This is a genomic window from Botrimarina sp., from assembly GCF_040219535.1.
In the GTDB taxonomy this organism is placed as follows: Bacteria; Planctomycetota; Planctomycetia; order Pirellulales; family Lacipirellulaceae; genus Botrimarina.
The window spans coordinates 1-25634 of sequence record NZ_JAVJSH010000014.1 but is presented as its reverse complement, the minus strand read 5'-3'; the positions used below and the strand labels follow the sequence as shown (position 1 = coordinate 25634).

Annotated in this window: 21 protein-coding genes, 1 tRNA gene and 1 rRNA gene; 8 read left to right on the top strand and 15 right to left on the bottom strand. The window is 66.8% G+C overall.

The window, feature by feature from the left end:
• Positions 1-32 precede the first annotated feature (32 nt).
• Positions 33-1550, bottom strand: a complete 1518-nt coding sequence (locus RIC11_RS07870; RefSeq protein WP_350210039.1) for a sigma-54-dependent transcriptional regulator — start codon at positions 1548-1550, stop codon at positions 33-35.
• Between the two features lie 264 nt (positions 1551-1814).
• Here RIC11_RS07870 and RIC11_RS07865 point away from each other — a divergent pair, with 264 nt between their 5' ends.
• Complete coding sequence (locus tag RIC11_RS07865; protein WP_350210037.1) at positions 1815-3074, top strand: NAD(P)/FAD-dependent oxidoreductase; 1260 nt, start codon at positions 1815-1817, stop codon at positions 3072-3074.
• Positions 3075-3157: 83 nt separating this feature from the next.
• On the opposite strand, the gene RIC11_RS07860 is transcribed toward RIC11_RS07865, so the two are convergent.
• Positions 3158-3364: a hypothetical protein gene (locus tag RIC11_RS07860; protein ID WP_350210035.1), complete on the bottom strand. Its 207-nt coding sequence runs from the start codon at positions 3362-3364 to the stop codon at positions 3158-3160.
• A 483-nt stretch (positions 3365-3847) separates the two neighbouring features.
• On the opposite strand from RIC11_RS07860, the gene RIC11_RS07855 reads away from it, so the two are divergent.
• Positions 3848-5467 (top strand): alkaline phosphatase family protein, encoded by a 1620-nt coding sequence (locus tag RIC11_RS07855; protein ID WP_350210033.1) that lies wholly within the window; start codon positions 3848-3850, stop codon positions 5465-5467.
• Between the two features lie 62 nt (positions 5468-5529).
• The gene (locus RIC11_RS07850; protein WP_350210031.1) at positions 5530-5985 is read left to right on the top strand and encodes an NINE protein; all 456 of its coding nucleotides are present in this window, start codon (positions 5530-5532) and stop codon (positions 5983-5985) included.
• Here the strand turns inward: RIC11_RS07850 and RIC11_RS07845 are convergent.
• The 9 genes from RIC11_RS07845 to RIC11_RS07805 all read right to left on the bottom strand — a co-directional run bounded on the left by RIC11_RS07845 (position 5966) and on the right by RIC11_RS07805 (position 12655).
• The gene (locus RIC11_RS07845) at positions 5966-6334 is read right to left on the bottom strand and encodes a DUF4112 domain-containing protein (RefSeq protein ID WP_350210030.1); all 369 of its coding nucleotides are present in this window, start codon (positions 6332-6334) and stop codon (positions 5966-5968) included. The two genes, RIC11_RS07850 and RIC11_RS07845, sit on opposite strands and share 20 nt — an antisense overlap.
• A 224-nt stretch (positions 6335-6558) precedes the next feature.
• Complete coding sequence (locus RIC11_RS07840) at positions 6559-7224, bottom strand: hypothetical protein (protein ID WP_350210028.1); 666 nt, start codon at positions 7222-7224, stop codon at positions 6559-6561.
• Positions 7225-7447: 223 nt separating this feature from the next.
• On the bottom strand, positions 7448-8074 hold the full coding sequence (locus tag RIC11_RS07835; RefSeq protein WP_350210026.1) for a general stress protein: 627 nt from the start codon (positions 8072-8074) through the stop codon (positions 7448-7450).
• Between the two features lie 359 nt (positions 8075-8433).
• Positions 8434-8601, bottom strand: coding sequence for a DUF1328 domain-containing protein (locus tag RIC11_RS07830; RefSeq protein WP_350210024.1), 168 nt, complete (start codon positions 8599-8601; stop codon positions 8434-8436).
• A 119-nt stretch (positions 8602-8720) separates the two neighbouring features.
• Positions 8721-8906 (bottom strand): YqaE/Pmp3 family membrane protein, encoded by a 186-nt coding sequence (locus RIC11_RS07825; RefSeq protein WP_350210022.1) that lies wholly within the window; start codon positions 8904-8906, stop codon positions 8721-8723.
• A 117-nt stretch (positions 8907-9023) separates the two neighbouring features.
• The gene (locus RIC11_RS07820; RefSeq protein ID WP_350210021.1) at positions 9024-9482 is read right to left on the bottom strand and encodes a hypothetical protein; all 459 of its coding nucleotides are present in this window, start codon (positions 9480-9482) and stop codon (positions 9024-9026) included.
• A 300-nt stretch (positions 9483-9782) separates the two neighbouring features.
• Positions 9783-10370, bottom strand: coding sequence for a molybdenum cofactor guanylyltransferase (mobA, locus tag RIC11_RS07815; protein ID WP_350210019.1), 588 nt, complete (start codon positions 10368-10370; stop codon positions 9783-9785).
• A 53-nt stretch (positions 10371-10423) separates the two neighbouring features.
• On the bottom strand, positions 10424-11416 hold the full coding sequence (moaCB, locus tag RIC11_RS07810; RefSeq protein WP_350210017.1) for a bifunctional molybdenum cofactor biosynthesis protein MoaC/MoaB: 993 nt from the start codon (positions 11414-11416) through the stop codon (positions 10424-10426).
• 36 nt (positions 11417-11452) lie between these two features.
• Entirely contained in the window at positions 11453-12655 is a 1203-nt protein-coding gene (locus RIC11_RS07805; RefSeq protein WP_350210016.1) for a molybdopterin molybdotransferase MoeA, read from the bottom strand.
• Between the two features lie 274 nt (positions 12656-12929).
• Between RIC11_RS07805 and RIC11_RS07800 the strand changes: the two genes are divergently transcribed.
• Positions 12930-15101 (top strand): HAD-IIB family hydrolase, encoded by a 2172-nt coding sequence (locus RIC11_RS07800; protein WP_350210014.1) that lies wholly within the window; start codon positions 12930-12932, stop codon positions 15099-15101.
• Between the two features lie 93 nt (positions 15102-15194).
• On the opposite strand, the gene RIC11_RS07795 is transcribed toward RIC11_RS07800, so the two are convergent.
• Positions 15195-17120 carry an alpha-amylase family protein gene (locus tag RIC11_RS07795; RefSeq protein ID WP_350210012.1) on the bottom strand — a complete coding sequence of 642 codons (1926 nt, stop codon included), beginning with the start codon at positions 17118-17120 and terminating at the stop codon, positions 15195-15197.
• A 301-nt stretch (positions 17121-17421) separates the two neighbouring features.
• A complete protein-coding gene (locus tag RIC11_RS07790) occupies positions 17422-18198 on the bottom strand; it encodes a creatininase family protein (protein WP_350210010.1) in 777 nt (258 codons plus the stop codon).
• Between the two features lie 119 nt (positions 18199-18317).
• Here RIC11_RS07790 and RIC11_RS07785 point away from each other — a divergent pair, with 119 nt between their 5' ends.
• Entirely contained in the window at positions 18318-18596 is a 279-nt protein-coding gene (locus RIC11_RS07785; RefSeq protein ID WP_350210008.1) for a site-specific integrase, read from the top strand.
• Here RIC11_RS07785 and RIC11_RS07780 read toward each other — a convergent pair.
• A tRNA-Phe gene (locus tag RIC11_RS07780) sits at positions 18597-18669 on the bottom strand. It abuts the gene before it with no gap.
• A 258-nt stretch (positions 18670-18927) separates the two neighbouring features.
• Between RIC11_RS07780 and RIC11_RS07775 the strand changes: the two genes are divergently transcribed.
• Complete coding sequence (locus tag RIC11_RS07775) at positions 18928-20295, top strand: fibronectin type III domain-containing protein (RefSeq protein WP_350210006.1); 1368 nt, start codon at positions 18928-18930, stop codon at positions 20293-20295.
• Between the two features lie 5 nt (positions 20296-20300).
• On the opposite strand, the gene RIC11_RS07770 is transcribed toward RIC11_RS07775, so the two are convergent.
• On the bottom strand, positions 20301-21212 hold the full coding sequence (locus tag RIC11_RS07770) for a response regulator (RefSeq protein ID WP_350210004.1): 912 nt from the start codon (positions 21210-21212) through the stop codon (positions 20301-20303).
• 532 nt (positions 21213-21744) lie between these two features.
• Between RIC11_RS07770 and RIC11_RS07765 the strand changes: the two genes are divergently transcribed.
• Together RIC11_RS07765 and RIC11_RS07760 are read left to right on the top strand one after the other, a co-directional pair.
• On the top strand, positions 21745-23208 hold the full coding sequence (locus tag RIC11_RS07765; protein ID WP_350210002.1) for a diguanylate cyclase domain-containing protein: 1464 nt from the start codon (positions 21745-21747) through the stop codon (positions 23206-23208).
• A 726-nt stretch (positions 23209-23934) separates the two neighbouring features.
• Positions 23935-25634 (top strand): 23S ribosomal RNA (locus RIC11_RS07760); the annotation flags it as partial.

The window sequence follows — 25634 nt, the reverse complement described above, 5'->3', positions numbered from 1 at the left end:
CACAGCGGTCGCCGCTGGAACGCCGGCTGTCATCAGCCGACTTTGATGTCGGGGCCGATCACGATCCCGTTCGATCGGATCTTGTTCCTGAGGCTGCCGCGCGTGATTCCCAAGATCCGCGACGCCTCGCTCTGGTTGCCGCCCGCGTGAGTCAGCACCTGGGAGAGGAGCTCCTTTTCCATCTCCGCTAGGGTTTCCGCATAGAGGTCTTTCGTGCCCGCTTCGAGCTTCTCCGATATGAAGCGGTGCAGAGAAAACGCGCCGTGGTGGCCATCGGTGGCAGGTTGATCTGGGTAGTCGGCCGACGGGCCGTCGGCGAACCCGTTCGAGTCACTCTCCGTGGCGGCTGGCGCCGGCTTGGCGCGTTTCTCCTTGATAGCTGGCGAGCGGATCTCGTCCGGCAGGGCCGACGCCATCAGCACCGGCCCCGAGCAGTGCAGCATCGCCTGCTTGAGGATGCTCTGCATCTCTCTCACATTGCCGGGCCATTCGTACTCCAACAGCCGCTCCATCGCGTCGGGCGCCACGCCCTGGACGTCGCGGTGGAGGTCTTTGTTGAGTCCGGCCAAGAAGTGCTGCAGCAACACCACCCGGTCCGCGCCGCGATCCCGCAGCGGCGGTAGGGTGATCGAGTAGCCGTTCAGGCGGTAGAAGAGGTCGGAGCGGAAGTCGCCGTCCTCGCACATCTGCTCCAGGTCGCGGTTGGTGGCCGAGATGATCCGCACGTTCGCGGTGATCGTCTTGTTGCCGCCCACCCGCTCGAAGGTCTGCTGCTGAAGCAGCCGCAGCACCTTGCTCTGGACCAGTGGCGACATGTCGCCGACCTCGTCGAGGAAAATGGTGCCGCCGTCGCACTGCTCGAATTTGCCGATCCTTTGGTCGTGGGCGCCGGTGAACGAGCCCTTTTCGTGGCCAAACAACTCGCTCTCGAGGAGCGTCTCCGAAAGGGCCGCGCAGTTCACGGCCAGGAAGGGGCCGTTGCTGCGGCTGCCGTGCTGGAAGATCGCCCGTGCGACCAACTCCTTGCCCGTGCCGCTCTCGCCCCGGATCAGAACCGGCACGTCTTGAGGGGCGACACGCCCGATCGACTTGAAGACCTCCTGCATCGAGGGGCAGCGTCCGACGAACGCGTCGCCGCGGTCCTCCGGCTTGGTGAGGTGGTCCATGCCGACCGGCACGCTCGCGAGCCGGCGCGACTCGATCGCGTGGCTGACGAGCCGCTCCAGGTCGTCGACGTTGATCGGCTTAGTCAGGTAGTCGAAGGCGCCGAGCTTCATCGCCTCGATGGCCGTCTCGCTGCTGCCGGCGGCCGTGGCGATGATGACCGGCAGCCGCGGGTCGCGGTCCTGGATAAGCTTGAAGGCGTCGAGACCCGACATGTCCGGCAGCATCACGTCCAGCAGAACCACGTCTGGCTTGGCCGATTCGACCGCCTCGACGCCCGAGCCCGCCGTCAGTGCAGAGACAACCTCCACGCCCGCGTCTTCCAGCGCGCGGGTCACGAGGTGGTGGACGCTTCGGTCGTCGTCGATTGAAAGGAGCCTTGCCATCTGGTTGGGCCACGCTAGGGATTCGCATCGGCCGCCGGGCTCGAGAGAAGTTCGAGGCCGACGGGTCGGTTGCTGGATTGTCGGGTCGCAGGGGTTGGAACCTGCCGGGCTATTCAGCAATCACTGTTCCAGTCCAATAGAGGGTCGCCTCCCTATCGCACGAGCTATCGGGACGCTCCAAACCGATCGGAATTATTAGCAGGTGGCTCTCCGGCGACCAGCCTGGAGGCCGGACGACCACGAACACTTCGGTTTCCTTACCCGATGTCCAAAGCACAAGTCCTCGTAATCGGCGGCGGTTTTGCCGGGTTAGCGGCGGTCAAGCGCCTCTCAGGGCGCGGTGTCGATGTCACTCTCATTGACAAAGCCAACCACCACCTCTTCCAGCCGCTCCTTTACCAGGTGGCTACCGGCGGCCTGTCGCCGGCCAACATCGCCGCGCCGCTGCGCAGCGTGTTCCGCAGTAAGCAGGACGTGACGGTCATCAAGGACGATATTCAATCGATCGACTTGGCCGATCGGGTCGCTCACGGCCGGCGCGGGCAGTACCGCTACGACACGCTGATCCTCGCCGCGGGCGGCGAGATCTCGTACTTCGGCCACGACGAGTGGCGACAAGCAGCGCCCGGACTCAAGTCGATCGCCGACGCCACGGCGATCCGCGAGCGGGTGCTCTCCGCGTTGGAACTGGCCGAGTCGACCCGCGGCGAGCGGCTCCCCACGTTTGTCTTAGCTGGCGGGGGCCCCACCGGCGTCGAGATGGCCGGGGCGATCGCCGAGCTGACGAGGCAAACCCTTAAGGGCGAGTTCCGTCACATTGACCCCGCGGAATGCAAGATCCTCATCGCGGACCCCGGCGACCGGCTGCTAGCCGGATATCCCGAGAAGCTGTCAGATCGGGCGGCGGACCAGCTCCGGTCGATGGGTTGCGAAGTCTGCCTCGGCGCTGCGCTGCTGGACGTCGGCGAAGACTTCGCCGTCATCGGGGACGACGAGCACCAGCGCCGCATCCCTAACGCCGTCACCGTTTGGGCCGCCGGGGTTTCGGCGGTGAAGCTGACCCGCACCCTCGCCGGCCAGTTCGGCGCCGAGCTGCAACACGGCGGGCGGCTCCCTGTCGAGAAGGACCTCCGCCTGCCTGGCGTTGCGGACGCGTTCGCGGTGGGCGACCTCGCATCGTTCTACGACCAGGACGGCGACCCCCTGCCAGGCGTCGCGCCGGTGGCGATCCAGCAGGGCCGCCACGCGGCCATGAACGCCCTCCGCTTGGCCAAGGGCAAGCCGACGAAGCCCTTCAAATACCGCGACTACGGTTCGATGGCGGTGATCGGCCGCGGGGCGGCGGTCGCGGACGTTGGCGGCTGGCAGCTCGGGGGCTATCCGGCGTGGCTGGCTTGGCTGTTCATCCACCTCATCCAACTCGTAGGCTTCCAGAATCGGCTGCTCGTCGCGACGCAGTGGGCTTGGAACTATTTCACCCGAAACAGGGAAGCTCGCCTCATCACGGCGCGTCGCGATTCATAGGGACACACGCCGCGAGGCGGCTCCGGCGTCGCGCGCACTTTCCTCGCGGCGCCCGAGCGACGTCGCCCCAGCAGAGCTGCGGCTCAAAGCCCGTCGTGCGGGTGGCCGCGCCGCTCGCTTGCCGAAGCGATTCCCGCCGCGGCAAGCGACGCGTAGCTGAGCAGGAGTCCGCTGAGGGAAACCACAACGCCCACGCCGACGGCCGCCGCCTCGAACGTCGGGGGCGGCAGGATGCCGGCCCACACGACCAAGCCGACCAGCACGCCGAGCATCCCGAGAAGGGTCAGCAACAAACTCGCGGCGAGCGCCGCAACAGAGCCAACAAGGAAATGACGCGGTCGGCGAGGCCTACGATCCAACTCGTAAACGGGGCCGCTCGCGATCCGCCACGTGTCGCTTGGCGCGTCCGAGGCGTCCTCCGAATAGGCTCCTGCGATATCAACCCGCCCGATCGGTTGGGCCGTCGGGTCACCCCAGAAGTCTCGCAAACGGTTGTTCGGCGTCATGGCGTCGGTACTCAGTTGACAACGCAGGGTCCGCTCACTCCTTAGCAGGCCACGTGCCAATCTCGCGAAGTCTTGTAGGCCCGTTTGTGAGCCCGTTTCGAACGCGGATTCAACACCGGTAACTGGGAAATCGAAGCCGCTCGACGCGCCCACGCACAAAGCGCGGGGCGGGCGCGCGGTGGTCACGACGCGACCAGCCTGACCCTTGCCTGGGCAAGCGGCGCCGATGGATCCTGGTAGGAGGCGTCCCTGAGAGGGCGGAGGCCAATGGCCTCTCAATTGCATCGCGGCGTGCAGCAGATCCTCTCGATTCCCGGTCACGCACTCAGCATGGACGTCGCAACCGAACACCCGTCCGACGGCCGCCCGGTGCTGCTCATCATCATCGACGGCCTGTCGGCCCGTGTCGCTGGACCGGCGATCGATCGCGGCGAGCTTCCCTTTTTGCAACGGATCGACCGAAAGGGGGGGCGACGCCAATGCATCTCGATCTTCCCCTCGATAACTCCCGCCGCGACAGCTTCGCTCGCGACCGGCGTGGCGCCGGCCGGCCACGGCATCCAAGGCGCCTTCTGGTACGACCGGGGCCGCGATGCCTTCCTCTACTTTGGCGACTCGCCCCGGGTTGTGCTGAGGGAGGGCGTCAACGCTTATTTCGATGACTACTTGAGGACGCTCAACGACGAGCTGCTGGTCGCCGACACCCTGTTCGAGCGGGCTCAAGCCGCCGGCCTCACCGCGGCGAATCTCAACTACATGTGGCGGCGCGGCATGACGGAGCACCCGGTCGATCAGCCCCTGCTGTTCACGCTGATCCCGGGCGTCGCGTTGGCGGAAAGCGTGAAGGGGCCGGATTGGCTGTTCCTCGGCGACTTCGTCAAGCCCGACCTGCCCGGGATCGAGCGGCTGGATCAGCCGGGCGGCGCGTCGCACCGCTTCGGGTTTAACGACGCGGCGACGCTCGCGCAACTCGGGCTCCTGCAGCAGTCCGGCGTCCGCCCCGACCTGACCGTCGCCTACTTCCCCGACAACGACTTCCTCAGCCACTCCAAAGGGCCAGAAGGGGCCTTCGACGACCTGCGAGCGCTCGACCGGCAGCTATTCGATTTCTTCGAGCTCCGCGGCGGAGTCGACGCGCTGCTAGAGACGACCGAAGTGATCGTCGTCGGCGATCACGGGCACGACCGGCTGCTGGACGACCCCCACTCCGCCTTCGTCCGCCTCGACGACCTGCTCGCGGACTGGCGTCAGGCGCTGCCCGGCGGCGAGACGGGCGACGACGACCAGCTCGCTATCTGCACCAACATGCGTGCGGCGCAGATCGTCCCCCTCGGGCCGGTTGATTTGGAGAAAATCGAGAGCCGTCTGCTCTCGCACGACGGCGTCGACTTGGTGGTCCGTGCCGCCGAGGGTCACGGGCTCACGGTCGCCACCCGCAGCCGGGGGAGACTCACTTTCAGCCGCGCCTCGGACGGCGACGCCGCCGAGGGTCGAGTCGTCCGCGACGCTAACGGCGTCCGGTGGTCCGTCGACGGAGACCTTTCTGCTCTGAACGCCACGATCGACTCGGAGAACGTGCTGCGCTTCGGCGACTACCCGGACGCGCTCGGCCGGCTGGCCGATGGCTCGCCGAGCTTAGGCGACGCGATGTGGTTGTCGGCGGCGCCGGGATACGAGTTTACGACCAGCGAGATCCCCACGCATTCCGCCGGCTCGCACGGGTCTCTGCACCGAAGCGACTCGGAGACGTTGCTCGTGGCGACCGGCGGGCTGGACGGCTTCGACGACGACTCGCCCGCGTCGATCACCGACATCGCGTCGATGTGCCTGAAGATGATGGGCGTCTCGCCCTCCGAACCTGTCGCCGAGCGCCGCACCGTCGGATAAGTTCCACCCCGCCCGGTCACCCTCCCACACCGATCGCTCGCCCCGCGGCGGGCGCCTTTCGCATGAGCACGACTCCGCTGCACGACGCCCACCCCCTCCAGCACTCGGCCTCCGTCGAGCGCGAGGCCGAGCCGACACACTTCTTGCTGGTCGGTTACGCCCTCTGGATCTTCGGCTTCCTGGGCGCCCACCGCTTCTACTACGGCCGCCCCATCACCGGCACGATCTGGCTGCTGACGCTGGGGCTGTTGTTCGTGGGCTGGTTCATCGACCTCTTTCTGATGCCCAGCTTGCAGGCGAGCGTACAGCGCCGTTCCGTCCCGGGCCCGGTCAACCACACCATCGCGTGGTTGCTGCTCACCTTCCTCGGATGGCTCGGCGCCCACCGTTTCTACCAGCGGAAGTGGGTGACCGGCGCGTTGTACGCGGTCTCCGGGGGCATCTTCGGGCTCGGGATCATTTACGACTTCTGGACCCTCAACGAGCAGATCGACGAGATCAACCTTTCGTCGTACTAGCGACGAACTTCTCGAGCATGCGGGCGTTCCGACGATTGGCCTTGAAGAACAGGTCGAACGCGTCGCCGGCCAGCGGGATCGCCCCCACCGTCGCGTCGATCGCAACGTTGCCGAGCATCCGCGCAATCAGCCAACGGCTTCCGCCTAGCTTCCATGCGGTCGCCACCGGGGCGAGGGCGATGAGCGTCGTGGCGGCGTCGCCGACGCCGGGAACCAAGCCGATGATCGAATCCCAGCCGAACCGGATATTCGTCCCCGGGATGCGGAAGACATCGTCGAGAAGGTAGGCCAAGCGGCGGGCCGATTCGGTCTCGAGCTTCCCGCTACGCGTCCGCGGTCCGCGATTCATGAGCGACCAGAGACGGCTTGTAGAGGAAGCTTCCATGGGGGGTCAGCATAGGGGGGTTGGTGTCTGAACGAGCCGCGGACGAGGATCAACAGGCCCTCGCACACAGGAGCATTTACGGCGCCAGACGCGAAATTGATCGCCGCTAGATGATCCGCCGATTAATTTTTGGCTACCGTCGAGGCTGGTAGATCGGGAGTCATCGCTTCAGACATCAACGCGGTCCGCTAGACGCTCGATGTCGCTGGGCGCGAGGCCGCAGCTTCCGTGGGTTCCTCCTCAACGCCCGTCTGGGCGATCGCCTCCAGCGGCGGGGAGGCGCCGCCGCTAAGTTTCGCCACCGCCGCAGCCGCCGGGCGGCTGCCCAGCGAAACGCTGTGGGCCACCAACTCGGCGGCTATGCGTTTCGCTCTGGATCGATAGTGCCCCCCCGCTCGGTCGGCGAGGCGGGCGACCGACTGGTCCGACAGGCCGGCGCCGATACACGCGATCGCTCGGTCGCTCACGGACCCGACCCAGGTCGCGATTCGGCCCGCGCCGCTGACGCGCCGCAGCTCAGATTCCTCGAAAATGTAGCCGTCCGCTCGACCCGCGACCCCAATCCCCACCAGGGGCCAGACCACCAGCGCGACGGCAACCGCCATCCGGTCTTCTCCGTTCCCGCTGCTCGACCGCGCCTGGCTCGCGATCGCGAGGGCGGACTCCAGACGGCGGGCGAGCTCGGAGGAGGCCTTCCGGTTCACCGAGTCGATCCAGTCGTCTTCTCGCAGGAACTCGCGGGCGAGGGTCTCAATCACGTGCGAGCAGTCGGCTTGGCCTTCGGGCCCCTGCCGCGAGCCCCTGGCGATGGCCAGCAGCTGGGCGCGGGGCGGACCATCAATTCGATCGGCCACCGAAAGGCTCAACGAGGTATCGAGCACCAGGAGGTTGCGCGCAAGCGAACCTACGAAATGCGTCGCGATCCCAAAGCCTGCCTCCCCTGGGTCGCTCGCGGCGGCGCTGTCGAGATGTTGCATAGGCTAACGTGGGATCGCCTTCCAGTCGGACGTGACTCGGGTGATTGCCGGGCTCGGAGTGAGGGGGGGCGGCGAGTACCGATCTCCGGGGCTCGCGACCTCACTCCGTCGGCTCGACCTCGGACCGAACACCCGTGTCGTCGCTGGCCGCCTGGAACATGGTTTCTGCCTTCTTCAGCTGCTCCTCGTCGTCTTTCCCTTCGCGGGGCCGGAGCACAACGAGGATCGCGCCCTCGTCCAGAAGCGGCTTGAATCGCTCGACAAGGGCGTGCGCCTCGTCGGTGCTGTAGGTGCCCGAGCCGAGCAAAAACCCGATCCCGGCTCCGGCGGCCGCGCCGATCGCTACGCCGGCAGCGGCAGCTAAGCCGCCGGTTGCCAGCCCGAGCCCCCCCAGCACGCCCGCCCCGAGCGCGGCGCCGGCGCCGCTGGTTACGGCGGGTGCCGTGTTGAGCTGAGGCGCGCCACTGGGCATCAGCCTTGAGCGGAACTCCTCGCTACGCTTCTCGTCTGTGCAGAGCACGAAGAGCTGGGCTGCCTCGAAACCGTGGTTGATCAGCATCTTCACCGCGGTGCGAGCCTCTTCGGCGCGGTGGTACACCGCCACCATGTCCGGCTCCCGCGATGGGTCTTCGTTCGGCGCCCTCAGAAGGGTCGATGCCGGTTGCCCAGGCGCGTCTTGCGGGCCCTTGCGTTGTGTCTTGTTGTCTTCGCTCATCTCGGTTTTCATGCCTCTCGACTCGCGTGTGACGCCTCACCGTCCGTGGGACTCCGTCGCCGCTGCGGCGTGAGGCTAACGTCCCCCTACCGGACGCAAAGCTCATGCCGCCTGCCTGTTGGCGCACCACCGTGGACCAGCAAGCCCCAGTCGCCAGGGGCGCTGGACGCAACCGACCCAACCTGGCTGATTTATGACCGTCCGCCCCGGGCGTCCACCAGAGGATCTTCGCGCGTTCGCGCTGACGCAGACAAAAAAACCCCGGCCGCTGCGATTAGCGGACGGGGTCATTTTCGTGGCGTTGCATCCTTCTCGGCCAAGCAGCCTCGGTGCGGCCGCAGCGACACGGTTGGACGCCGACGAGGGCCGCGTCAGACTTTCTTCCGGAAGTTCGGCACGATAAGGCTGACAACAAACAGCACCAAGAACACAACAAACAAGATCCAGGCGATGTTCGTCGCGGCGCCAGCCACGCCCGAGAAGCCAAGGACCGCGGCGATCAGCGCTATCACGAGGAACGTTATGGCCCAACCTAACATGGTAGTCTCCAGTGTATGGGGGAGGTTAAAGTGGTCGGCCCCGCGAGGGGGCAGCGGTTAAATGGGGGCTGTCGGCTTCGTCCCTGATGCGGCAGTCGCTTAGCCCAAGCAGAGTGAACTTAGCGGGTAAAGATCACGTAAATCGCGTGGATGATGCCCGGGATGAACCCGAGCAGGGTGAGCAGTATGTTGATCCAGAAATGCATGCCCAGCCCGACCTCAAAGAACACTCCCACCGGGGGCAACAGGATGGCCAGGAGCACCTTGATCGGATCGCTAAGCTCGACTCCGGCTTTGGCAGACATGGCGGATTCACTCCTTGATTAACTTGTCTTGAATCCCAGGGCTCGAGGCCGCAGGGCGATGGTTGCTCGACACACTCAGGGGTCGCCAACTGGCCGAGTAGACGGCTATCGGCGTCCTCAGTTGTTCTCGCCGACGTTTACATCCACGCGGGGCGTCTCGACGCTCACGCTCGCGCCGGCGGCGTCCGCGTCGCGGTCGACATTGACGTCGCCCAGCGGCGTATCGATGTCCACTACCGGCTTCTCGAGCTGCGATGTGGTGTTGGCGTCCGCCGCGGGATCGACCGCCTCTTGCTCGGCCGGGGCGGCGGCGCCTTCCTGCGGCTGAGTGGGATCGGGCTGCGTAGCGTCGGGCTGCGTGGCCTCGTCGGCGGGCTGGTAAGCCGGGTCGGACTGCATGTCCGTCGCCGGCGCCGTATCGTCTATGGCGCCCTCGCCGGCCTCGTCCTCCATGACCGGCTTTCTAGTTTCGTACTCGCCAGCTTCCTGACACCCAACCGCACCGATGCCGATCGCAACGACGGCGGCGGAAGGAATTAGCAGCTGTGAGATCTTCGCCAACTTGTAATTGCGCATCGCGCGGCTCCCCGGATTTGGTGCTCTGTTTTGGTTAAACCGTCGCGAGAAGGCCCTGTTCGGGCCGGCTCGCTAACGGGTTGTCGGCCCAGGTTGCAAGGGGCGTGCCACGACGAAAACCGTGGCGCCTCCGGTAGAAGCTGGTCGTTCGCCGCGCAACCTGAGTGCGGTCGAGCCTGATCCGCGCAGGGACACGCCGCGGCCCGTCCCGCAAGAAGCGGTTACCCGCTCACGCGATGCGTGCACTCGAGAGTTGGCGTGGCGGGCGGGACGCCACGCCGCGAAGCGGTCAAAGAAGAGTCAGTCCAGCGCAGCGCCTTGTGTGTAGGCGGCGAGCTCTTCTGGGGTGTTGGCCTGAGAAGGCCCGCCGGCCGTCCCTTCCCAGGGGATCGAGAGCACCCGGGGGGAATCGGCTAGCTGCTGCAGCGATTCGACACCGCCCAGAGCGGCCACAATCACGCGGTCTAGCCACCGCGTGTGGGCCACCGACGGGAACGGCTGCCAAACCCCGTCGGCGAAGTAGCCGACGGCGTCGACGTCCGGATCGGCGTCGATCGCGTCGAACAGGGGCGCGAGCCACTGGCGCTCGGGGCGCACCAAGTCGCACGAAGCCAACACCAGCTCCCCGGGGCCGTACTGGGTAAGCCGGTCTCGCAGCGCCGCGATCAGCCCGCCAACGGGCCCTGGGCTTTCTGGAGCGTCGGGGATGTATCGGCAGGCGTCGAGCGTTTCGCACGGCGGCGGTGAGCCAACGAGCACCGGCTCGTGCCCCGGGGCGAGCCGGCGGCCGACGTGCAGCGCCCACGGCTCGCCATCGACATCGACCTCGGCCTTGTTGCGTCCGAAGCGGCGGCTCTCGCCACCGACCAGCACGTACACGGGTGTCACGGTCGCTCCCCTGGGTGCCTGAAGACTGGTGCTCCGGTCGCGATTGTAGCGTTTCACGCTGGCGGGTGGAGCGTCGCGGGGTCGCTCATCGCCTTCACCGCGTGGGGCAGCACGTCCGACAGCAGGCGCACCATGTCGGCGGCCCCACCGGGTGAGCCGGGGAGGTTAATGACCAGCGTCTGACGCGCGACACCGGCAATCGCCCTGGAGAGAAACGCGTGGGGCTTTCCAGGCAAGCATCGCGCCCTGGCGAGCTCGAGCAGGCCGGGGTGCAGCCGCTGGACGACAGCGGCCGTTGCTTCGGGGGTGACATCGCGCGGGCCGACGCCTGTGCCGCCCGAGGTGAAAATGATCTGCGGCGGATCGGACAATTCGATCCATTCGCGTAGCCGCGACTCGATCGCGGCGCGCTCATCGGGCACGATCGCGGCGAGTCGCACGGACGCCCCCAACCACAGCGAAACCGCTTCGGTCAATGCCGGCGTGGCGCGGTCTTCTTGCTCGCCAGCGCTGCGGCTGTCGCTGACGACGAGCAAGGCTACGGAGATGTCATGCTGGGCCACGGTCGGCGGGGGGGTCTTCCCGCCTCGCTTGTCGATGACCCGGACGTCGGTGATCTGGATTCCGGGGTTGAGGGCTTTGCCCATGTCGAACACGTTGAGCGCCGCCCCGGTCGCCGCAGCCAGGGCCTCCATCTCGACGCCCGTCGGTCCGGCTGAGCTGACCGACGCGGTGATGAGGACGGTCTGGCCCTCGAGCCGCGCGTCGACTTCGACGTGGTGCAGCGTGAGCGGGTGGCAGAGGAGCACCAGGTCGCTCGTCCGCTTGGCCGCCGCGATCCCGCCCAGCCGGGCGACCTGCAACAGGTCCCCCTTCTTTAGGGAGTTTTGGAGGATCGCTTCCGCGACTTCCCGGCCGACGAGCACCTTCGCCTGGGCGACGGCTCGGCGCTCGGTGACCGGTTTGGCGCCCACGTCGACCATCCGGGCCGCGCCCTCGCTATCGACGTGCGACAGCTGCGGATCGTTGGTTCGATCGGGGCTCACGCGTCGGTCGCCTCGCCGCGGTCAGAAAAGAATCGGTCAGATACGCCAGGAGTAGAACGGATACGGCCCGGGGCCGGAGCTTTCGGGCGGGGCTTGGATAAAGCCATCGGTCGTTGCGGCGCCGCACACATCGCCCGACCCGCGCGAGGCCGCGATTGTAGCGGCTCCCGGCGAGGTCAGGCGAACGGGCCGCCACCAAGTCAGCGGCAAGGCCTTGTCGCCCCAGTTGCTCACCGTCACGGTCGGCGCAGCCGGGTCGCACTCCGCCACCCCGGCCCGCCGCCGCAGCGCGGGGGTGAGCAGGCGTCTGCCGGTGCAGAGCACCGAGAGCGGGTTGCCGGGCAGCCCCAGGATCGGCTTTCCGTGCGCAATCGCCGCGAAGGTCGGTTGGCCCGGCCGCGCTGCGATGCGGTGGAATGCCTCCTCGGCGCCAACGCGGGCAGCCGCTTCGGGAACGAAGTCGTACGCTCCTTTGGAGACCCCGCCGGTGAGGACGACGGCGTCGGCGCCTTCGATCGCCTCGCGGAGCCTGTTCGTCAGATCGTCCAGCTTGTCCGCGGCGTGATGCAGTTGCACCGCGTGGACCCAAGGTACGGGCGACAGCAGGGCTTGGAGAGCTGGGCCGTTGGAGTCTCGCACCCGCCAAGGGGGCAATCCATCGGCGGTTGGCGGGGCGTCGCTCGTCAGCTCGTTGCCTGTCGTCATTACGGCGACGGTCAATCGCCGGTGGACCGCAACGTCCGCCGGCCCGACGGTCGCCAAAGCGGTCATCACGGCGGCGCCGAGTTCGACGCCCGCCGGCGTCAGCTGCGCGCCGGCCCGGCCGTTCTCGCCCCGGCAGCGGATGTCCGCCCCCGCCGGAGGTGAGTGGTGGCCCACGCCGAGCGCAACCCGACCGTCGACGACGCTCGCGTGCTCCAAACGCAGCACCGTGTCGGCGCCTTCGGGAATCGGGCAGCCCGTGTAGATCCGACGCGCCACGCCACGCGGGAGCGGCGCGGGCGGCTGACCGATGAGGCACTCGCCATCGATCGGCAACGGCCCCGTGGCGAGGTCGGCCGAAGCGGCGACAAAACCGTCCATCGCGCTGACATCGCAGGCCGGGCTGTCGCGATCGAGCACGACCGGCTCGGCCAGCACCCGCCCCGCGATCGGACCGCGAAGCGGCACACGCTCGGCCGCCACCGGCTCGATTTGCCTCAATAGCGACCGCAGCGCTTCGTCAGGCGGGCAGCTCATCGTGCGGTGGGATCGAGGGGTGGAGTCGTCGTCGGACTGATCGGAGGGGCCACGAACTTGGGCGCAGGTCGGCTGCGCTGGATAGGCGATCCGCCGCCTCTGCCGTTGGATCAGATGCGGCGCCGCGCCTGCTGCGCGCCGCGCGACCAACTCGGAGGCCGGGCGGCCACTGCCGGAGGGCGCCGCTGGAGGCCTTGCTGCGGTATGGTAGCTGCTCTCGGGGCGACGAAGAAAGCCGCAGCGGCCGGCCGCATAGAAAGGGAGAAAGCATCGCGTGTATCTGCAGTTGATCAGCATCCATGGACTGGTCCGCGGCTCGAACGTCGAAATGGGTCGCGACGCGGACACCGGCGGGCAGATCCGTTACGTGCTCGAGCTGGCCAAGAGCCTGGCCCGCCGTCCGGAGATCGACGCCGTCGACCTCTTCACCCGCCGGCTGAAGGACAAGCGAATCTCGGCCGACTACAGCGAACCGGTCGAGGAACTCGCCCCCGGCTGCCGCATCGTCCGCCTGCCGTGCGGCGGGGGCCGGTACATGGCGAAGGAGAAGCTGTGGCCGCACCTGGACGAGTACTCCGACGCGATGATCACTTTCACACGCAGCGAGGGGCGCACGCCGACCCTCGTGCACGCCCACTACGCCGACGCGGGTTACGTCGGCAAGGAGGTCGCGTCCGCGTTCGGTGCGCCGTTCGTCTTCACGGGCCATTCCCTCGGCAAGAGCAAGCTCGAGTACCTGCTTTCCGAGGGGTGGACCGTCGACCAAGCGAACAAGACGCTCAACATCGACCAGCGGATCTCCGTCGAGCAAGACTGCTTGGGCGTGGCGGACATGATCGTCACGAGCACCAACCACGAGCGCCGCACGCAGTGGGGGCTGTACCCCAGCCAATCCGACGCCAACTTCCAGGTCATCCCGCCCGGCACCGACCTCGACCGCTTCTTCCCCTACTACGACTACGACCTGCCCGGCGCCGAGATCGACGAGCACTACAAGCAGGCGCGGGTGCGGATGCACAACGAGCTGGCGCGGTTCCTCTTCAACGAAGAGAGGCCGATCATCCTGGCGCTCTGCCGCCCCGACCGTCGGAAGAACATCGGCGCGTTGGTCGAGGCCTACGGCCGCAGCAACGAGCTGCAGGCGATCGCGAACCTCGTCATCTTGGCCGGCATCCGCGACGACATCGAAGAGATGCCCGACAACGAGCAGCGGGTCCTCACCGACATGCTGCTGGCGATGGACCGCTACAACCTTTACGGCAAGCTCGCGATCCCGAAGAACCACGACTCCGAGTTCGACGTGCCGGAGCTGTACCGCCTGGCGGCCGCGTCGCGTGGGGTGTTCGTCAACACGGCTTTCACCGAGCTGTTCGGCCTGACGGCGATCGAGTCGTCGGCGGTCGGGCTCCCGTTCGTCGTGACCGATAACGGCGGACCCCAAGACATCGCCGCCAACTGCGACAGCGGGCTGCTGGTCGACGTCACGAACCGCGACGCGCTGACCTCCGCGCTGCTGAAGGTGCTGACCGATCGCAAAGAGTGGGAGCGGATGTCGAGCAACGGCGTGAACCGCGTCCGCGAGCACTACAGCTGGGACACCCACGCCGAGCGCTACGTCGAGTCGATCCAGCCGATCTTGCAGGACTGGCCCTCGCCCGACGACGAAGACGCCGCACGCCCCCCCGCGGTGGGTCAACGGCTGTCTCGCGTGAAGCACCTGCTGATCACCGACATCGACAACACCCTGCTCGGCCACGACGATTCGATGCGGGAGCTCTTGGACCTGATCGCAAGCAAGCGCGACGACATCGCGTTCGGAATCGCTTCGGGCAGGTCGATCGAGCTGGTGCGCGAAGCCCTGCAGTACGCGGCCATCGACCAGCTCGACGTGGCGATCTGCTCGGTGGGCGCCGAGATCTACTACGGCCCGGACATGGCCCCCGCGCGCGGCTGGGCCGCCCGGCTCCGCTCCCGTTGGCAACCAGACCGCATCCGCGAAGCCCTCGGCTCGCTGGGCTTCCTCACGCTGCAGGACCGCGACTTCGCCCAGCGAGAGTTCAAGATCAGCTACGACATCGACGCCGACTTCGACAAAACGACCGCCCTGCGCGAGGTGCGCGCCGCCCTCGCCACGACCAAGAGCGCGTACTCGCTGGTGATGTCCCACGGCGCGTTCCTGGACGTTCTGCCGCACCGCGCTTCGAAGGGGAAGGCCGTCCGCTACCTGTCGGACAAGTGGCGCCTGCCGATCGAACAGATCGCCACCGCCGGAGACTCCGGCAACGACCGCGACATGCTGCAAGGGCAGACGGCCGGCATCGTCGTCGGCAACCACGACGCGGAACTCGCCTCGCTACGCTCGGCCAAGGCGGCCCGCGTCTACTTCGCCGAGGCCCACTACGCCGGCGGCATCATCGAAGGCCTCCGCCACTACGGCTTCATCTGAGCCAGCGGTGGGGCAGCGCGCGGGGGGCCGCCGGCCAGCCCAGTCCGCGCGGGCCCTCGCCGCGGCGCCCGCCCTTCAGACCGAACCCGCCCCTCAAACCGCCTGCGTGCGGCCGGTCGCGAGGATCATCAGCTGGTACGGCGCGAGGTCGAGCTGCCGGTTCGCCATGATCACGTCGCCGGCGAACATGTCGACGAGCGTCTTGCGCAGCCCGAGGCTCCGCAGCCGCTTCGCCTCGACCGACTGCGGGTGCTCCGAGAAGTTGCCGATGACCAGCGCCGAGTGCTCGCCCTGATTGCGGAAGAACGAGAACACGTGCTCGTTGCCGAGGTTGACCAGCGAGGTCTCGGCGCGATCGAACGCGAGGTCCTGGGTCCGCACCTGCACGAGCCGCAGGATCCCTTGGTAAACGCGTCCGATCGGCGACTCGTCGTTGTAGCGATCTTGGGTGCGGCGCCAATCGAACGGCGGCCGGTGCACCCAACGGGAGTCGCCGAATTTGTTGGTGTCGCTCTCGTAGGTGTAGTCGTTGAACATGGCGATCTCATCGCCCAGGTAGATCAACGGCAGCCCGCCGATGGTGATGATCACCCCGTGCAGCAAGAGGATCCGGCGGACCGCCAGCTCGACCTCGTCCGGGTCCTCGATCTCGATCGCGTGCTCCAGGCCCGCGAGCGAGGCGGTCATGCCAGACACGCGCGCGTCGCCCGTCTTCGGGTCCTCTTGGAACACGAGGCCGCGGCTGAAGCTCCCCTCGTGGCGCCCGGTGTAGAAGTGGGTGAGGAAACGCCGGTGCGAGCGGGGGTCGAAGCCCGCGGCGGTGACGTCCTCGTCACTGAACGCCCAACCGATATCGTCGTGGCAGCGGATGTAGTTGACCCAAGCGCAGTCGTCGTCGATGTCGAACCGCTTCTCGAGGGCCAGCCGCAGCGAGGTCGTCTTGCGCGTCGCGAGTGCGTCCCAAAGCAGCGCCATCAGCTGCGGGTTGTACGACAGCTGGCACTCGTCCGCCCCGATGTACTTCCGCACCTCGTCGGGGTGGACGATGGCCTCGGACTTCAGGGCCACGGTCGGCGCAGCGATCTTCGCCGCCGCGCTCAGCGCCCGCAGCACCGAGTGCGCGTGGGGCAGGTTTTGGCAATTGGTGCCGAGCTCCTTCCAGAGGAACGCCACCGCGTCCATCCGGATCACCTCCACGCCGAGGTTCGCGAGGAACAGCATCTCCTCGGTCATCTGCCGGAGCACCGCCGGGTTCGAGTAGTTGAGGTCCCACTGGTACGTGTGGAACGTCGTCCAAACCCAGCGCCGGATCCGCGGGCGGAAGCTGAACGCGCCCTCGTGGTCGTCCGGGAAGATGTCCTGCAGGTGCGCCTCGTAGGCGTCGGGCAGGGTCCGGTCGGGGTACATCCGGTAGTAAGCCTGACGCTCCTCGGACCCCTCTAGCGCCTCCTTGGCCCAGGGGTGCTCGTCGGACGTGTGGTTGAGCACAAAGTCCAGCGCGAGCGAGATCCCGTGGCTGCGTAGCAGCGAGGCCAGGTGCTCCAGCTCCTGGATCGTGCCGAGCGACGGGTCGACGTCGCGGTAGTCGCTCACCGCGTAGCCGCCGTCGTCTTCGCCGACGGGCGTGCGGAAGACCGGCATCAGGTGGAGGTACGTGACGCCCAGCTCCTTGAGGTAGGGCAGCTTGTCCTCCAGCGCCGCGAAGCCCCCCGCGAACAGGTCCACGTAGCACGTCGCCCCCACCATCCGGTGCGACCGGAACCACGTTGGGTCCTCCTCGCGCAGCGCGTCGAGCCCCTTGAGGGTTTGCGGGCGGCTGACCCACATCTCGGCGATCGTCTGGACGATCGTCTCGACGTGGTAGAAGAAGTCGTACTCGCCGCCGTACATGCCGTACAACGGCTCGAACAACGACGCGAAGTGCCGGTCGAGCCGCCGCGTGAAAGACTCCCACGCGACCGAATCGATCCGCGAGGCGAACCGCTCCTCGAGCCGAGGCCGCAGCCGGCCCAGAGTCACGCGAGCTCGATCGGCTGTCTGAGGGCGGATGGTGCTCAAAAGACGGGTCTTAGCGGTTGCAGGGGGGCGCGTCTCGGTGGGGCTGTGCCAGTCTAGTGCGCAGCGGCCGCGTGGCGGGTTCGCCCCGGCGCCCGCCACTGGCTCACAAGCGGCTCAGGCCGCAGATGCCACCGAGCCCCGCACCGAAAGGGGCGAGGGAGCGCTCGGTCCAGACCCCCCGGGCGGGTTGGACGATTCGCCCGAGATTGTCGGCTCAGTGGACCGGATGGGCAACCGCCGATTCGCCGCAGCGGCCCGGCGGCTACTCGAACGGGAACCGGTCGTCGATTTCCGCCGCGTCGAGCTCGACCAGCAAGTCGGCTATTCGCTGGCAGACCGCTTCGGCGTACTGCTCGCCTTTCTCCGCGGTGGCGGCCCGCGGATCGCCCGCGCCTGAGTCCTTCGTGTAGCGGTCCCAAACCCGCGGCGCCCTAGCCCACCCCTCGCGCATCGCGGCCAGCCTGGGCCGGGCTGTGGCTTGATCGCTGGCGCGGTCCATGTCGACCAACTCCGGCCTCAGGCTCAGCACGAGGCTCGTCTCCATCTCGTTGGCGTGGTCGCCCCCGCCGGCGAACAGCCCCTCGGCCACCCCACGAGCGACATCGAACCAATTGACCTGCAGCACGAACACGCGGCGCTCCGCGTGCGACTCCTTGAGCCACGTGTAGAAGTCGTTTCCGCCATGGCCGTTGAGGATCACGGCCTTGCGGATCCCCGAGTTGTCGAGCGTCTGGGCGATGTCGTCGAGCACCGCGAACAGGGTCGAAGGATTCAGATTGATCGCCAGGGGATACGCCTGCTGGGTCGTTTGCACGCCGAAGGGAAGCGTGGGCAGCAGGGTCACGGCCGCCCCGCGGCGGTGGGCGATCTCGCAAGCCCGATCGCCGATAGCGTCGGTTTCGATCACGTCGGTCGCGTACGGCAGGTGCAAGCCGTGCGGCTCGGTAGCGGCCATCGGGATGACCGCCACGCGGGGCGGCGACTCTTGCAGCTGCGGCAGGGCGGCCTCGGCGAGCCGCCAAGGCTTCTCGGTAGGCATGCTGATCGTGGGGGGCGGAGGGAGTGCGTCAGGTGATGGATCCGGGGCCGTGCGGTCCGCTGCCGGGGCGCCACCGGCCGGGCGGGGTCATCGCGGCCATTGGCAAGTCGGCTCGTGTCGTGGTTGACAGCGACCCTTGCACGGGGGAGGCCCGGAAGTTCGCCACGGCCCACGACCTGCGCCGCGCGTTCGGCCAGCGGTGGGCCCACAAGGTCCCGGCAGCGACGCTCGTGGAGCTGATGCGCCACGAGAGCATCGAGACCACCAAGAAGTTCTACGTGGGCGAGAACGCCGACGCGACGGCGGCCGTGCTGTGGGCCGTCACCGGCCGCGAGCCGCTGGGTAACGCTCTGGGTAACACCCAAGAAACCGAGGCCCCGAAAGGCCTGAAAATCTAGTGGACAGGGCCGGGATCGAACCGGCGACACCGGCATTTTCAGTGCCGTGCTCTACCAACTGAGCTACCTGTCCTCGGGAGCCGCGAGTCTCGCATCTTAGCTCTCAAGATCGGGTTGTAAACGGGGCGGCTGTAGGCGCTTGGGCGGACGGCGGCTTCGGCCGCTCGGCGTCGGGCCGGATGGTCCTGTCGCGCCGTCTGTTACGTTTGTGTTAGCGGCCGTTGACCCGCGCCACCACGCCGACTACCACTGCTGGTGGTCGCGGGGCGGCGATTCGCTCGCCGCTGTCTCGCCGCGACGCCGGAACTCTAGAAGCGATCTCACCCGAGCCATGCCCGAAAGCTACCGCCGGAACTCTGCCGTTTGGTCCCTCGCCCTGGCGACCCTCCTGCCGCTGGTCGCAGGCCCCGCACCGGCCCACGCGCACGAGGGGGAGCACGACCACCCGACCGTCTACGCCCCTGCCGAGCACTACCGCCCCACGCCGCTGCCGGACCGCTTGGTTCTGACTTGGAGCGACGACCCGGCCAGTTCGGTCGATATCACCTACCGGACCCACCCCGCGACCGAGGCCACCATCTGCCAGTGGATCGAGGCCGCCGACGTGTTCGGCGACCACCGCAACGGCGACATCCCCGAGTCGGAAGAGATCGAAGGGACGAGCGAGCTGTTCGAGTCGGACCTCGGCGAGTGCCGGATGCACTCCGCCAAGCTGCGGGGCCTTGAGCCCGAGACCAGGTACGCCTACCGGGTCGGCGACGGCGTCAACTGGACCGAATGGCACCACTTCACGACCGCGAGCGACGAGGCCAAGCCGTTCGAGTTCGTCTACTTCGGCGACGCGCAAAACGCCGTTCGCGCCCTCTGGTCGCGCGTCCGCCGCGAGGCCCACGCCGAGGCCCCGCGGGCCGCTTTCGCCCTGCACGCGGGCGACCTGATCAACAACGCGAACACCGACGCCGAGTGGGGCGAGTGGCACGAGGCCGCCGGCTGGCTCAACGGCGCCATCCCGACGGTCGCGGTGCCGGGCAACCACGAGTACTTCCGGCGCGGGCTAGAGCCGACGGTCTCGGACCACTGGCGGCCTCAGTTCTCTTTCCCGATGAACGGCGCCGCGGGCCTGGAGGAGACCTGCTACTGGTTCGAGTACCAGGGCGTGCGGTTCGTCGCGCTCGATTCGAACAAGCGGCAGGCCGAGCAGGCCGAGTGGCTCGACCGGCTCCTCAGCGACCTGCCGCCCGCCCCCTGGACGATCCTGACGTTCCACCACCCGATCTTCTCCGCCGCGAAGAACCGCGACAACGCGACCCTGCGGGCGATCTGGAAGCCGATCTTCGACAAGCACAAGGTCGACCTCGCGCTGACCGGCCACGACCACGCCTACGCCCGCAGCGGCTTGGGCGGGCCGGCCGACGCGGAGAACGTGGCCGCGGGCGAGCGCCGCCAGGAGGGCCAGACGGTCTACGTGGTGAGCGTCAGCGGCCCGAAGAACTACCAGCTGGGCGAGTCGTGGGACGTCAGCCGCAGCGGGTCCGGCATCCAGCTCTACCAGACGATCCGCATCGACGGCGACCAGCTGAGCTACCGCGCGTATCGAGCCTCCGGCGACCTGTACGACGCCTTCACGATCGAGAAGGACGACGACGGCACGCCCGAACTGATCGAAGAGACGCCCCCGACCGAAGAGATCCGTCGCTGAGCGCGCTAGTCGGCGAGGACGAACTGCCCGCCGATGTCGTAGAAAGGCCCGCACGGCTGGCACCGCTTCACCTGACAGATCACTTTGATCTGTCTGGTAGAAACGTGCGTGGTGTTCCAGCAAAGGGCCAGGTACTCCGCGTTCGTGGCCCGCGTGTGCAGCAGCCGCGCGCCGCTCTCCGAGAGGTCCCTCAGCGCGAGCTTGAAGGGCTCGCCGTTCCGCACGCCCAGCCGGCTGACGGGCGCGGCGGTCACGGTCGTGTAGCAGGTGACGCGGTCCTGTCCGCGCAGCACGGAGTCTGACTCGGACGGCGAGAGCTTCTCGCCGTGGGCGACGTCGTTCTCGGCCAACCGGCGTATGAAATCGCGGACCGCTCTGGGCGGATCGGGGAGCTCTCCCGTAATGACGAACGCGTCGTCTAGCCGGTCTCCCAACAGGCTGGTCAGCTCGACGAGTGACGTCTCGATCTGCTGCAGCAGGTTGACCTTCATCAGCGCCGAGCGGCCCGGCCGCCGTGCGCTCGACGCCGGCCGGGCGGAGCGGCGTTGGTCGATTATGGAACGCACCTTCAACGCGAGCACATCGTACCGCACCGGCTTGTTGACCACTTCCTTCACGCCCCGTGCGATCAGGTCGCGAACGACCCTCGACTCGCACAGAGCGGTGCAAACGACGACCGCCGGCGCGTTGCTCATCCGGAGGATGTCGTCGCACAACGCGTACCCGTGCCGCACCGGCATGCGGAGGTCGGTGACCACCGCGTCGTAGGCGTTCGCCTCGACCAGACGCAGCCCCTGGTCGCCGTCGCACGCCGAGTCGCACTGGAAGCCTTCCGAGTCCAATGCGCGACACGCGAGCTCACGGACTTGGGGCTCGTCGTCAACGAACAGCACTCTCGGTTTCGCTTGGGCTGTCATCTCATCGCCCTCGATGGCGCCGCTGCGGAGAAACAACGCGCCCGCCGACGCCAAACCGACAGGGCTCGGTCACGGCAGCCGCCGTCGGGGCGGATGGGTCGGCCGGTCGATCTCACCGCGACAGTGCTCATCCACGTTGCCGCTCACTGAAGGATTGCGCTACCCGAATCGAACGGCACGGTCGCCGCCCAAACCGAGCAAATCTAGTCCGGTCCGGCCCCCGCAGCTCCCAGCTCAGCGGTGACCCGAACCCTGTAGCCCCATACCGAACCTGACAGACGGCGCATCCGATAACTCCGGATCCTGAGTTGGGTTGCCGCAGCGCCCCTAAGTCGCGTAGTTCCGTGCGCCGCCGCCGCACTGGCCGTTTCGCGACCTATCTTTTCGGCAATCCGAGCCTGCGACCCGGCCGACGCGCCAAGCCACTTCCTGGGGCGGCGGTCGGAGACTCTGGATCGGATCGGCTTCGCCGCCTTCCCGAGCGCGCCGCGATGAACGGAGCGAGAACCGAAACCCCACCTTCGCACTAACGATGTTAGTCATTGCCTCGAGTACCGTGCTGCTGCTGGTAAACCTCACGTTCGCAGCGACCGCGCTGGGCGTCGGATTCGCGGCGGGCGTGTGGGTCGGCGGCGGCCGCGCGAAGGGATCGGCGGACTCGGCCGAGTCCGACGAGGGGCTCGACGACGCGCGACGGATCGATCTAGAGCGGACCCTGTTGGCCAGCGATCGCTTGCGCGACCTGGCTTCGGCCGTAGCAACCGACGTGTGCGAGCACAGCGCGAGCATCGAGCAGATCGAGTCGCGCTTGTCCGGGGGCAAGGACCGCGACGCGATCACCGCCGCCTCGATCGCCGAGGCGCTGCACGCAATCGAGGCCGCTAACTCTCAATTGCAGGAAAAGCTCGCCAAGGCCGAGCAGCAGATCCAAGCCCAGGCCGACATCATCCAGACCCACGAGTCGGAGGCCCGAACCGACTCGTTGACCGGCATCGCCAACCGGCGGGCCTTCGACGCCGAGATCAGCCGGCGGCTGTGCGAGTGGGAGCGGCACGCGACGCCGTTCGCGCTGCTGATGCTCGACATCGACCACTTCAAGAGCTTCAACGACAGCCATGGCCACCAAGCCGGGGACGAGGTCCTCCGGCGGGTCGGCGCCTGTATCGCCGAGTGCGTGCGCGAGATGGACCTGCCGTGCCGGTACGGCGGTGAAGAATTCGCCGTCGTGATGCCCGCCACCGAAGCGCATGACGGGCACGCCCTAGCCGAGCGGGTACGCACAGCGATCGAGTCGCTTTCGGTCCCCTTCGAAGGGAAGCAGCTTCGGGTCACGGGCAGCCTCGGGTTGGCGGGCATCCGCCCCGGTGACGGCCGCGACGCCATCCTCAAACGAGCCGACGACGCGTTGTACGCGTCGAAAAAGGCCGGGCGGAACAACGCTCACCGGCACACCGGCGAAACCTGCGTGCCTATCACCCCGGGCCACGCTCCCGCGGCGGAGGCCGAGCCGTCCGACGCCGCGGCGGGCAGCGAGGGCGTCGATACGCTGCCCAACCGCACGCGGTTCCTCGAGATGCTCCGCGGCGAGGTCCGCCGCTCGCAGCAAGCGAACACGCCGTTGTCGCTGTTGACCGCGAACTTCGAGGCCTACGACGGGCTCGCCGCCGACTTCGGCGAGGCCGTCGCTCGCATCACGCTGGAATCGCTGGCCGGCTTCCTCAAGAGCGCCTTGCGGCCCAGCGACCTGCTGGCCCGCTTGGAGGGGGGGAGGCTCGTCGTTTTGATGCCGGGGCTCAACGCCAGGAAGGCAGAGAAGTTCGGCGAGGGTCTCAACGCCGCGCTGGCCGAATGCACCGTGCCGCTGGGGGATACGGAGTTGGTCCTTTCCACGGCCATGGCGGTCACCGAAATGTCGCCCAGCGACACCGCGACGTCGCTGATGCAGCGGGCCGAGGCGTCAGCCGCCAGCGAGGCCGTCGCCGCGCCGCTTGCTTGACGGCGAACACCGGCTCGGGTGATCGTTCCGATCGCCCAACGGCGCCCCCATCGAGTGGGGCTGACCGCCGCCAAAAGAGCCGCCAGCGAGGGCTCCGGTACTGGAGTTCCCCCCGGCCTCCGGCCGATACCCACGGAGCTGGTTCGGCCCACTCCGGAGCGCATCCGGAGCGCCGCGCCAGACGCCGAACCGGCTGGAAGGCGGCCCCCGAAAAAATTTTGGGGATCCCCCTTTGACAGCTCAGCCGGCCACGCGTATTCTCCTGTGCTCGCGACCGACGGAGTGAATCGAAGAGTCAACGGCACGGCGGCCTAAAAAACGCCCTCTGCGTGACAGTTTCGGACGCTCGGTCTGGAATGCGAGACCCCGGCAGGTTGTGGCCGGCTCCTGTCGGCGATCGCCTCGGGTCCTCGGACCCGGTAAGCGAAAGTCGGCGGGGTATCTTTGACAATTTGGCAAGAGCAAGAGTGGCATCTGAATTGGGGGCGGCTCGTCGGGCGGATTCCGCACGGTGAGTTGACTCCCAGTCGAGCACCTTCGCTTCGTGAGCCGCACGCCGTTGGTTGGTGGGTCGTCTAGCCCGCCGGCTGGTGTCGGGTGGATCGCGAAGCATTGATGCGTTACTCAGCCGCAGGCCTTCGCCGGCCTGCGGCGTCAATAGCTTGTTTTTGGATCGGCCGGTTCGACGCCCGACGCAGTCGGGTAGCTGGAGCGTTCGATTAATGTGGTCAAGCTATTAAGGGCGTATGGGGGATGTCTTGGCATCAGGTAGCGATGATGGGCGTGGAAGTCTGCGAAAAGCTCGGGGGAGTTGACAAACAAGCGATGATCCCGGGGTGCCCTAGCAAACGCGGAGAACTGAAACATCTCAGTACCCGCAGGAAGAGAAAGAAAAATCGATTCCCTCAGTAGCGGCGAGCGAAAGGGGAATAGCCCAAACCGTCGAGGTTTCCTCGGCGGGGTTGTAGGGCCCTTCACATGAGAGTCAGAAAGCCATCGGGAAGCAGAAGCCCTTGGAAAGGGGCGCCGCAGAGGGTGACAGCCCCGTACGCGAATCTCGATGGCCTCTCGAAGGGTTCCTGAGTAAGTCGGGTCACGTGAAACCCCGACCGAATCCACGGGGACCATCCCGTAAGGCTAAATACGACCTGATGACCGATAGTGAACTCAGTATGGCGACTGAAAGATGAGAAGAACCCCTGTTAGGGGAGGTACGTGAACCTGAAACCATACGCCTACAAGCGGTCGGAGCACTATTGAATGTGTGACGGCGTGCCTTTTGCATAATGATCCGGCGAGTTGCCGTCCGTGGCTTGGTTAAGGCCCTCAGGGCCGAAGCCTCAGGGAAACCGAGTCTTAACTGGGCGAATTGTCATCGGCGGCAGACGCGAAACCTGGTGAACTACCCATGAGCAGGTTGAAGCGCGGGTTGTACCGCGTGGAGGACCGAACCCACTTGGGTTGAAAACCGAGGGGATGACTTGTGGGGAGGAGTGAAAGTCTAATCAAACCAGGAGATATCTCGTTCTCTCCGAAATAGCTTTAGGGCTAGCGTCGAGCCACTACTTACCGGGGGTAGAGAGACTGATTTGGTTTGGGGCCCTTCGCGGGGTACCCTGCTGAACCAAACTCCGAATACCGGTGAGACTATCTCGGCAGTCAGTCCGCGGGGGATAAGCTCCGCGGTCGAGAGGGAAACAACCCAGACTACCTGTTAAGGTCCCGAAGTCGTGCTAAGTCACTAAGGAAGTTGAATTGCTGTGACAACCAGGATGTTGGCTTAGAAGCAGCCATCATTTAAAAAGTGCGTAACAGCTTACTGGTCGAGCAGTTCTGCGCCAATAATGAACGGGAGTAAGCACGACACCGAAGCAGTAGATTTATGGTAGGAGAGCGCCGCTGGGCAGATACAAGCCGTACCGAAAGGAGCGGTGTCGGGCCCAGCGGGTGATTATGCCGGAATGAGTAACGATAAGGCAGGTGAGAATCCTGCCCGCCGAAAGCCTAAGGTTTCCTGGGGTAGGTAATTCCGCCCAGGGTTAGCCGGTTCCTAAGTCGAGGCCGAAAGGCGTAGACGATGGACAGCGGGTTAATATTCCCGCGCCGGTTGTGTGGACCGAAGAGGGGACGGCGCTCGGATCGCGAGGGGACGGTTAGAAATGTCCCTGGCCGCAAGGCTAACCCCGCTTACGATGGGTATGTCGCGTGAGGAGCGTCCAAGAAAAGCCTCGTAGGGTTGAAGCACACCGACCGTACTAAAACTGACACAGGTAGGCGAGACGAGTAGTCTAAGGCGCTCGGGAGAACACTGGTTAAGGAACTCTGCAAAATGATCCCGTAAGTTCGCGATAAGGGATGCCCACGCGAGTGGGCCACAGTAAATCGGTTCCTCCGACTGTTTATCAAAAACACAGGTCTCTGCTAAC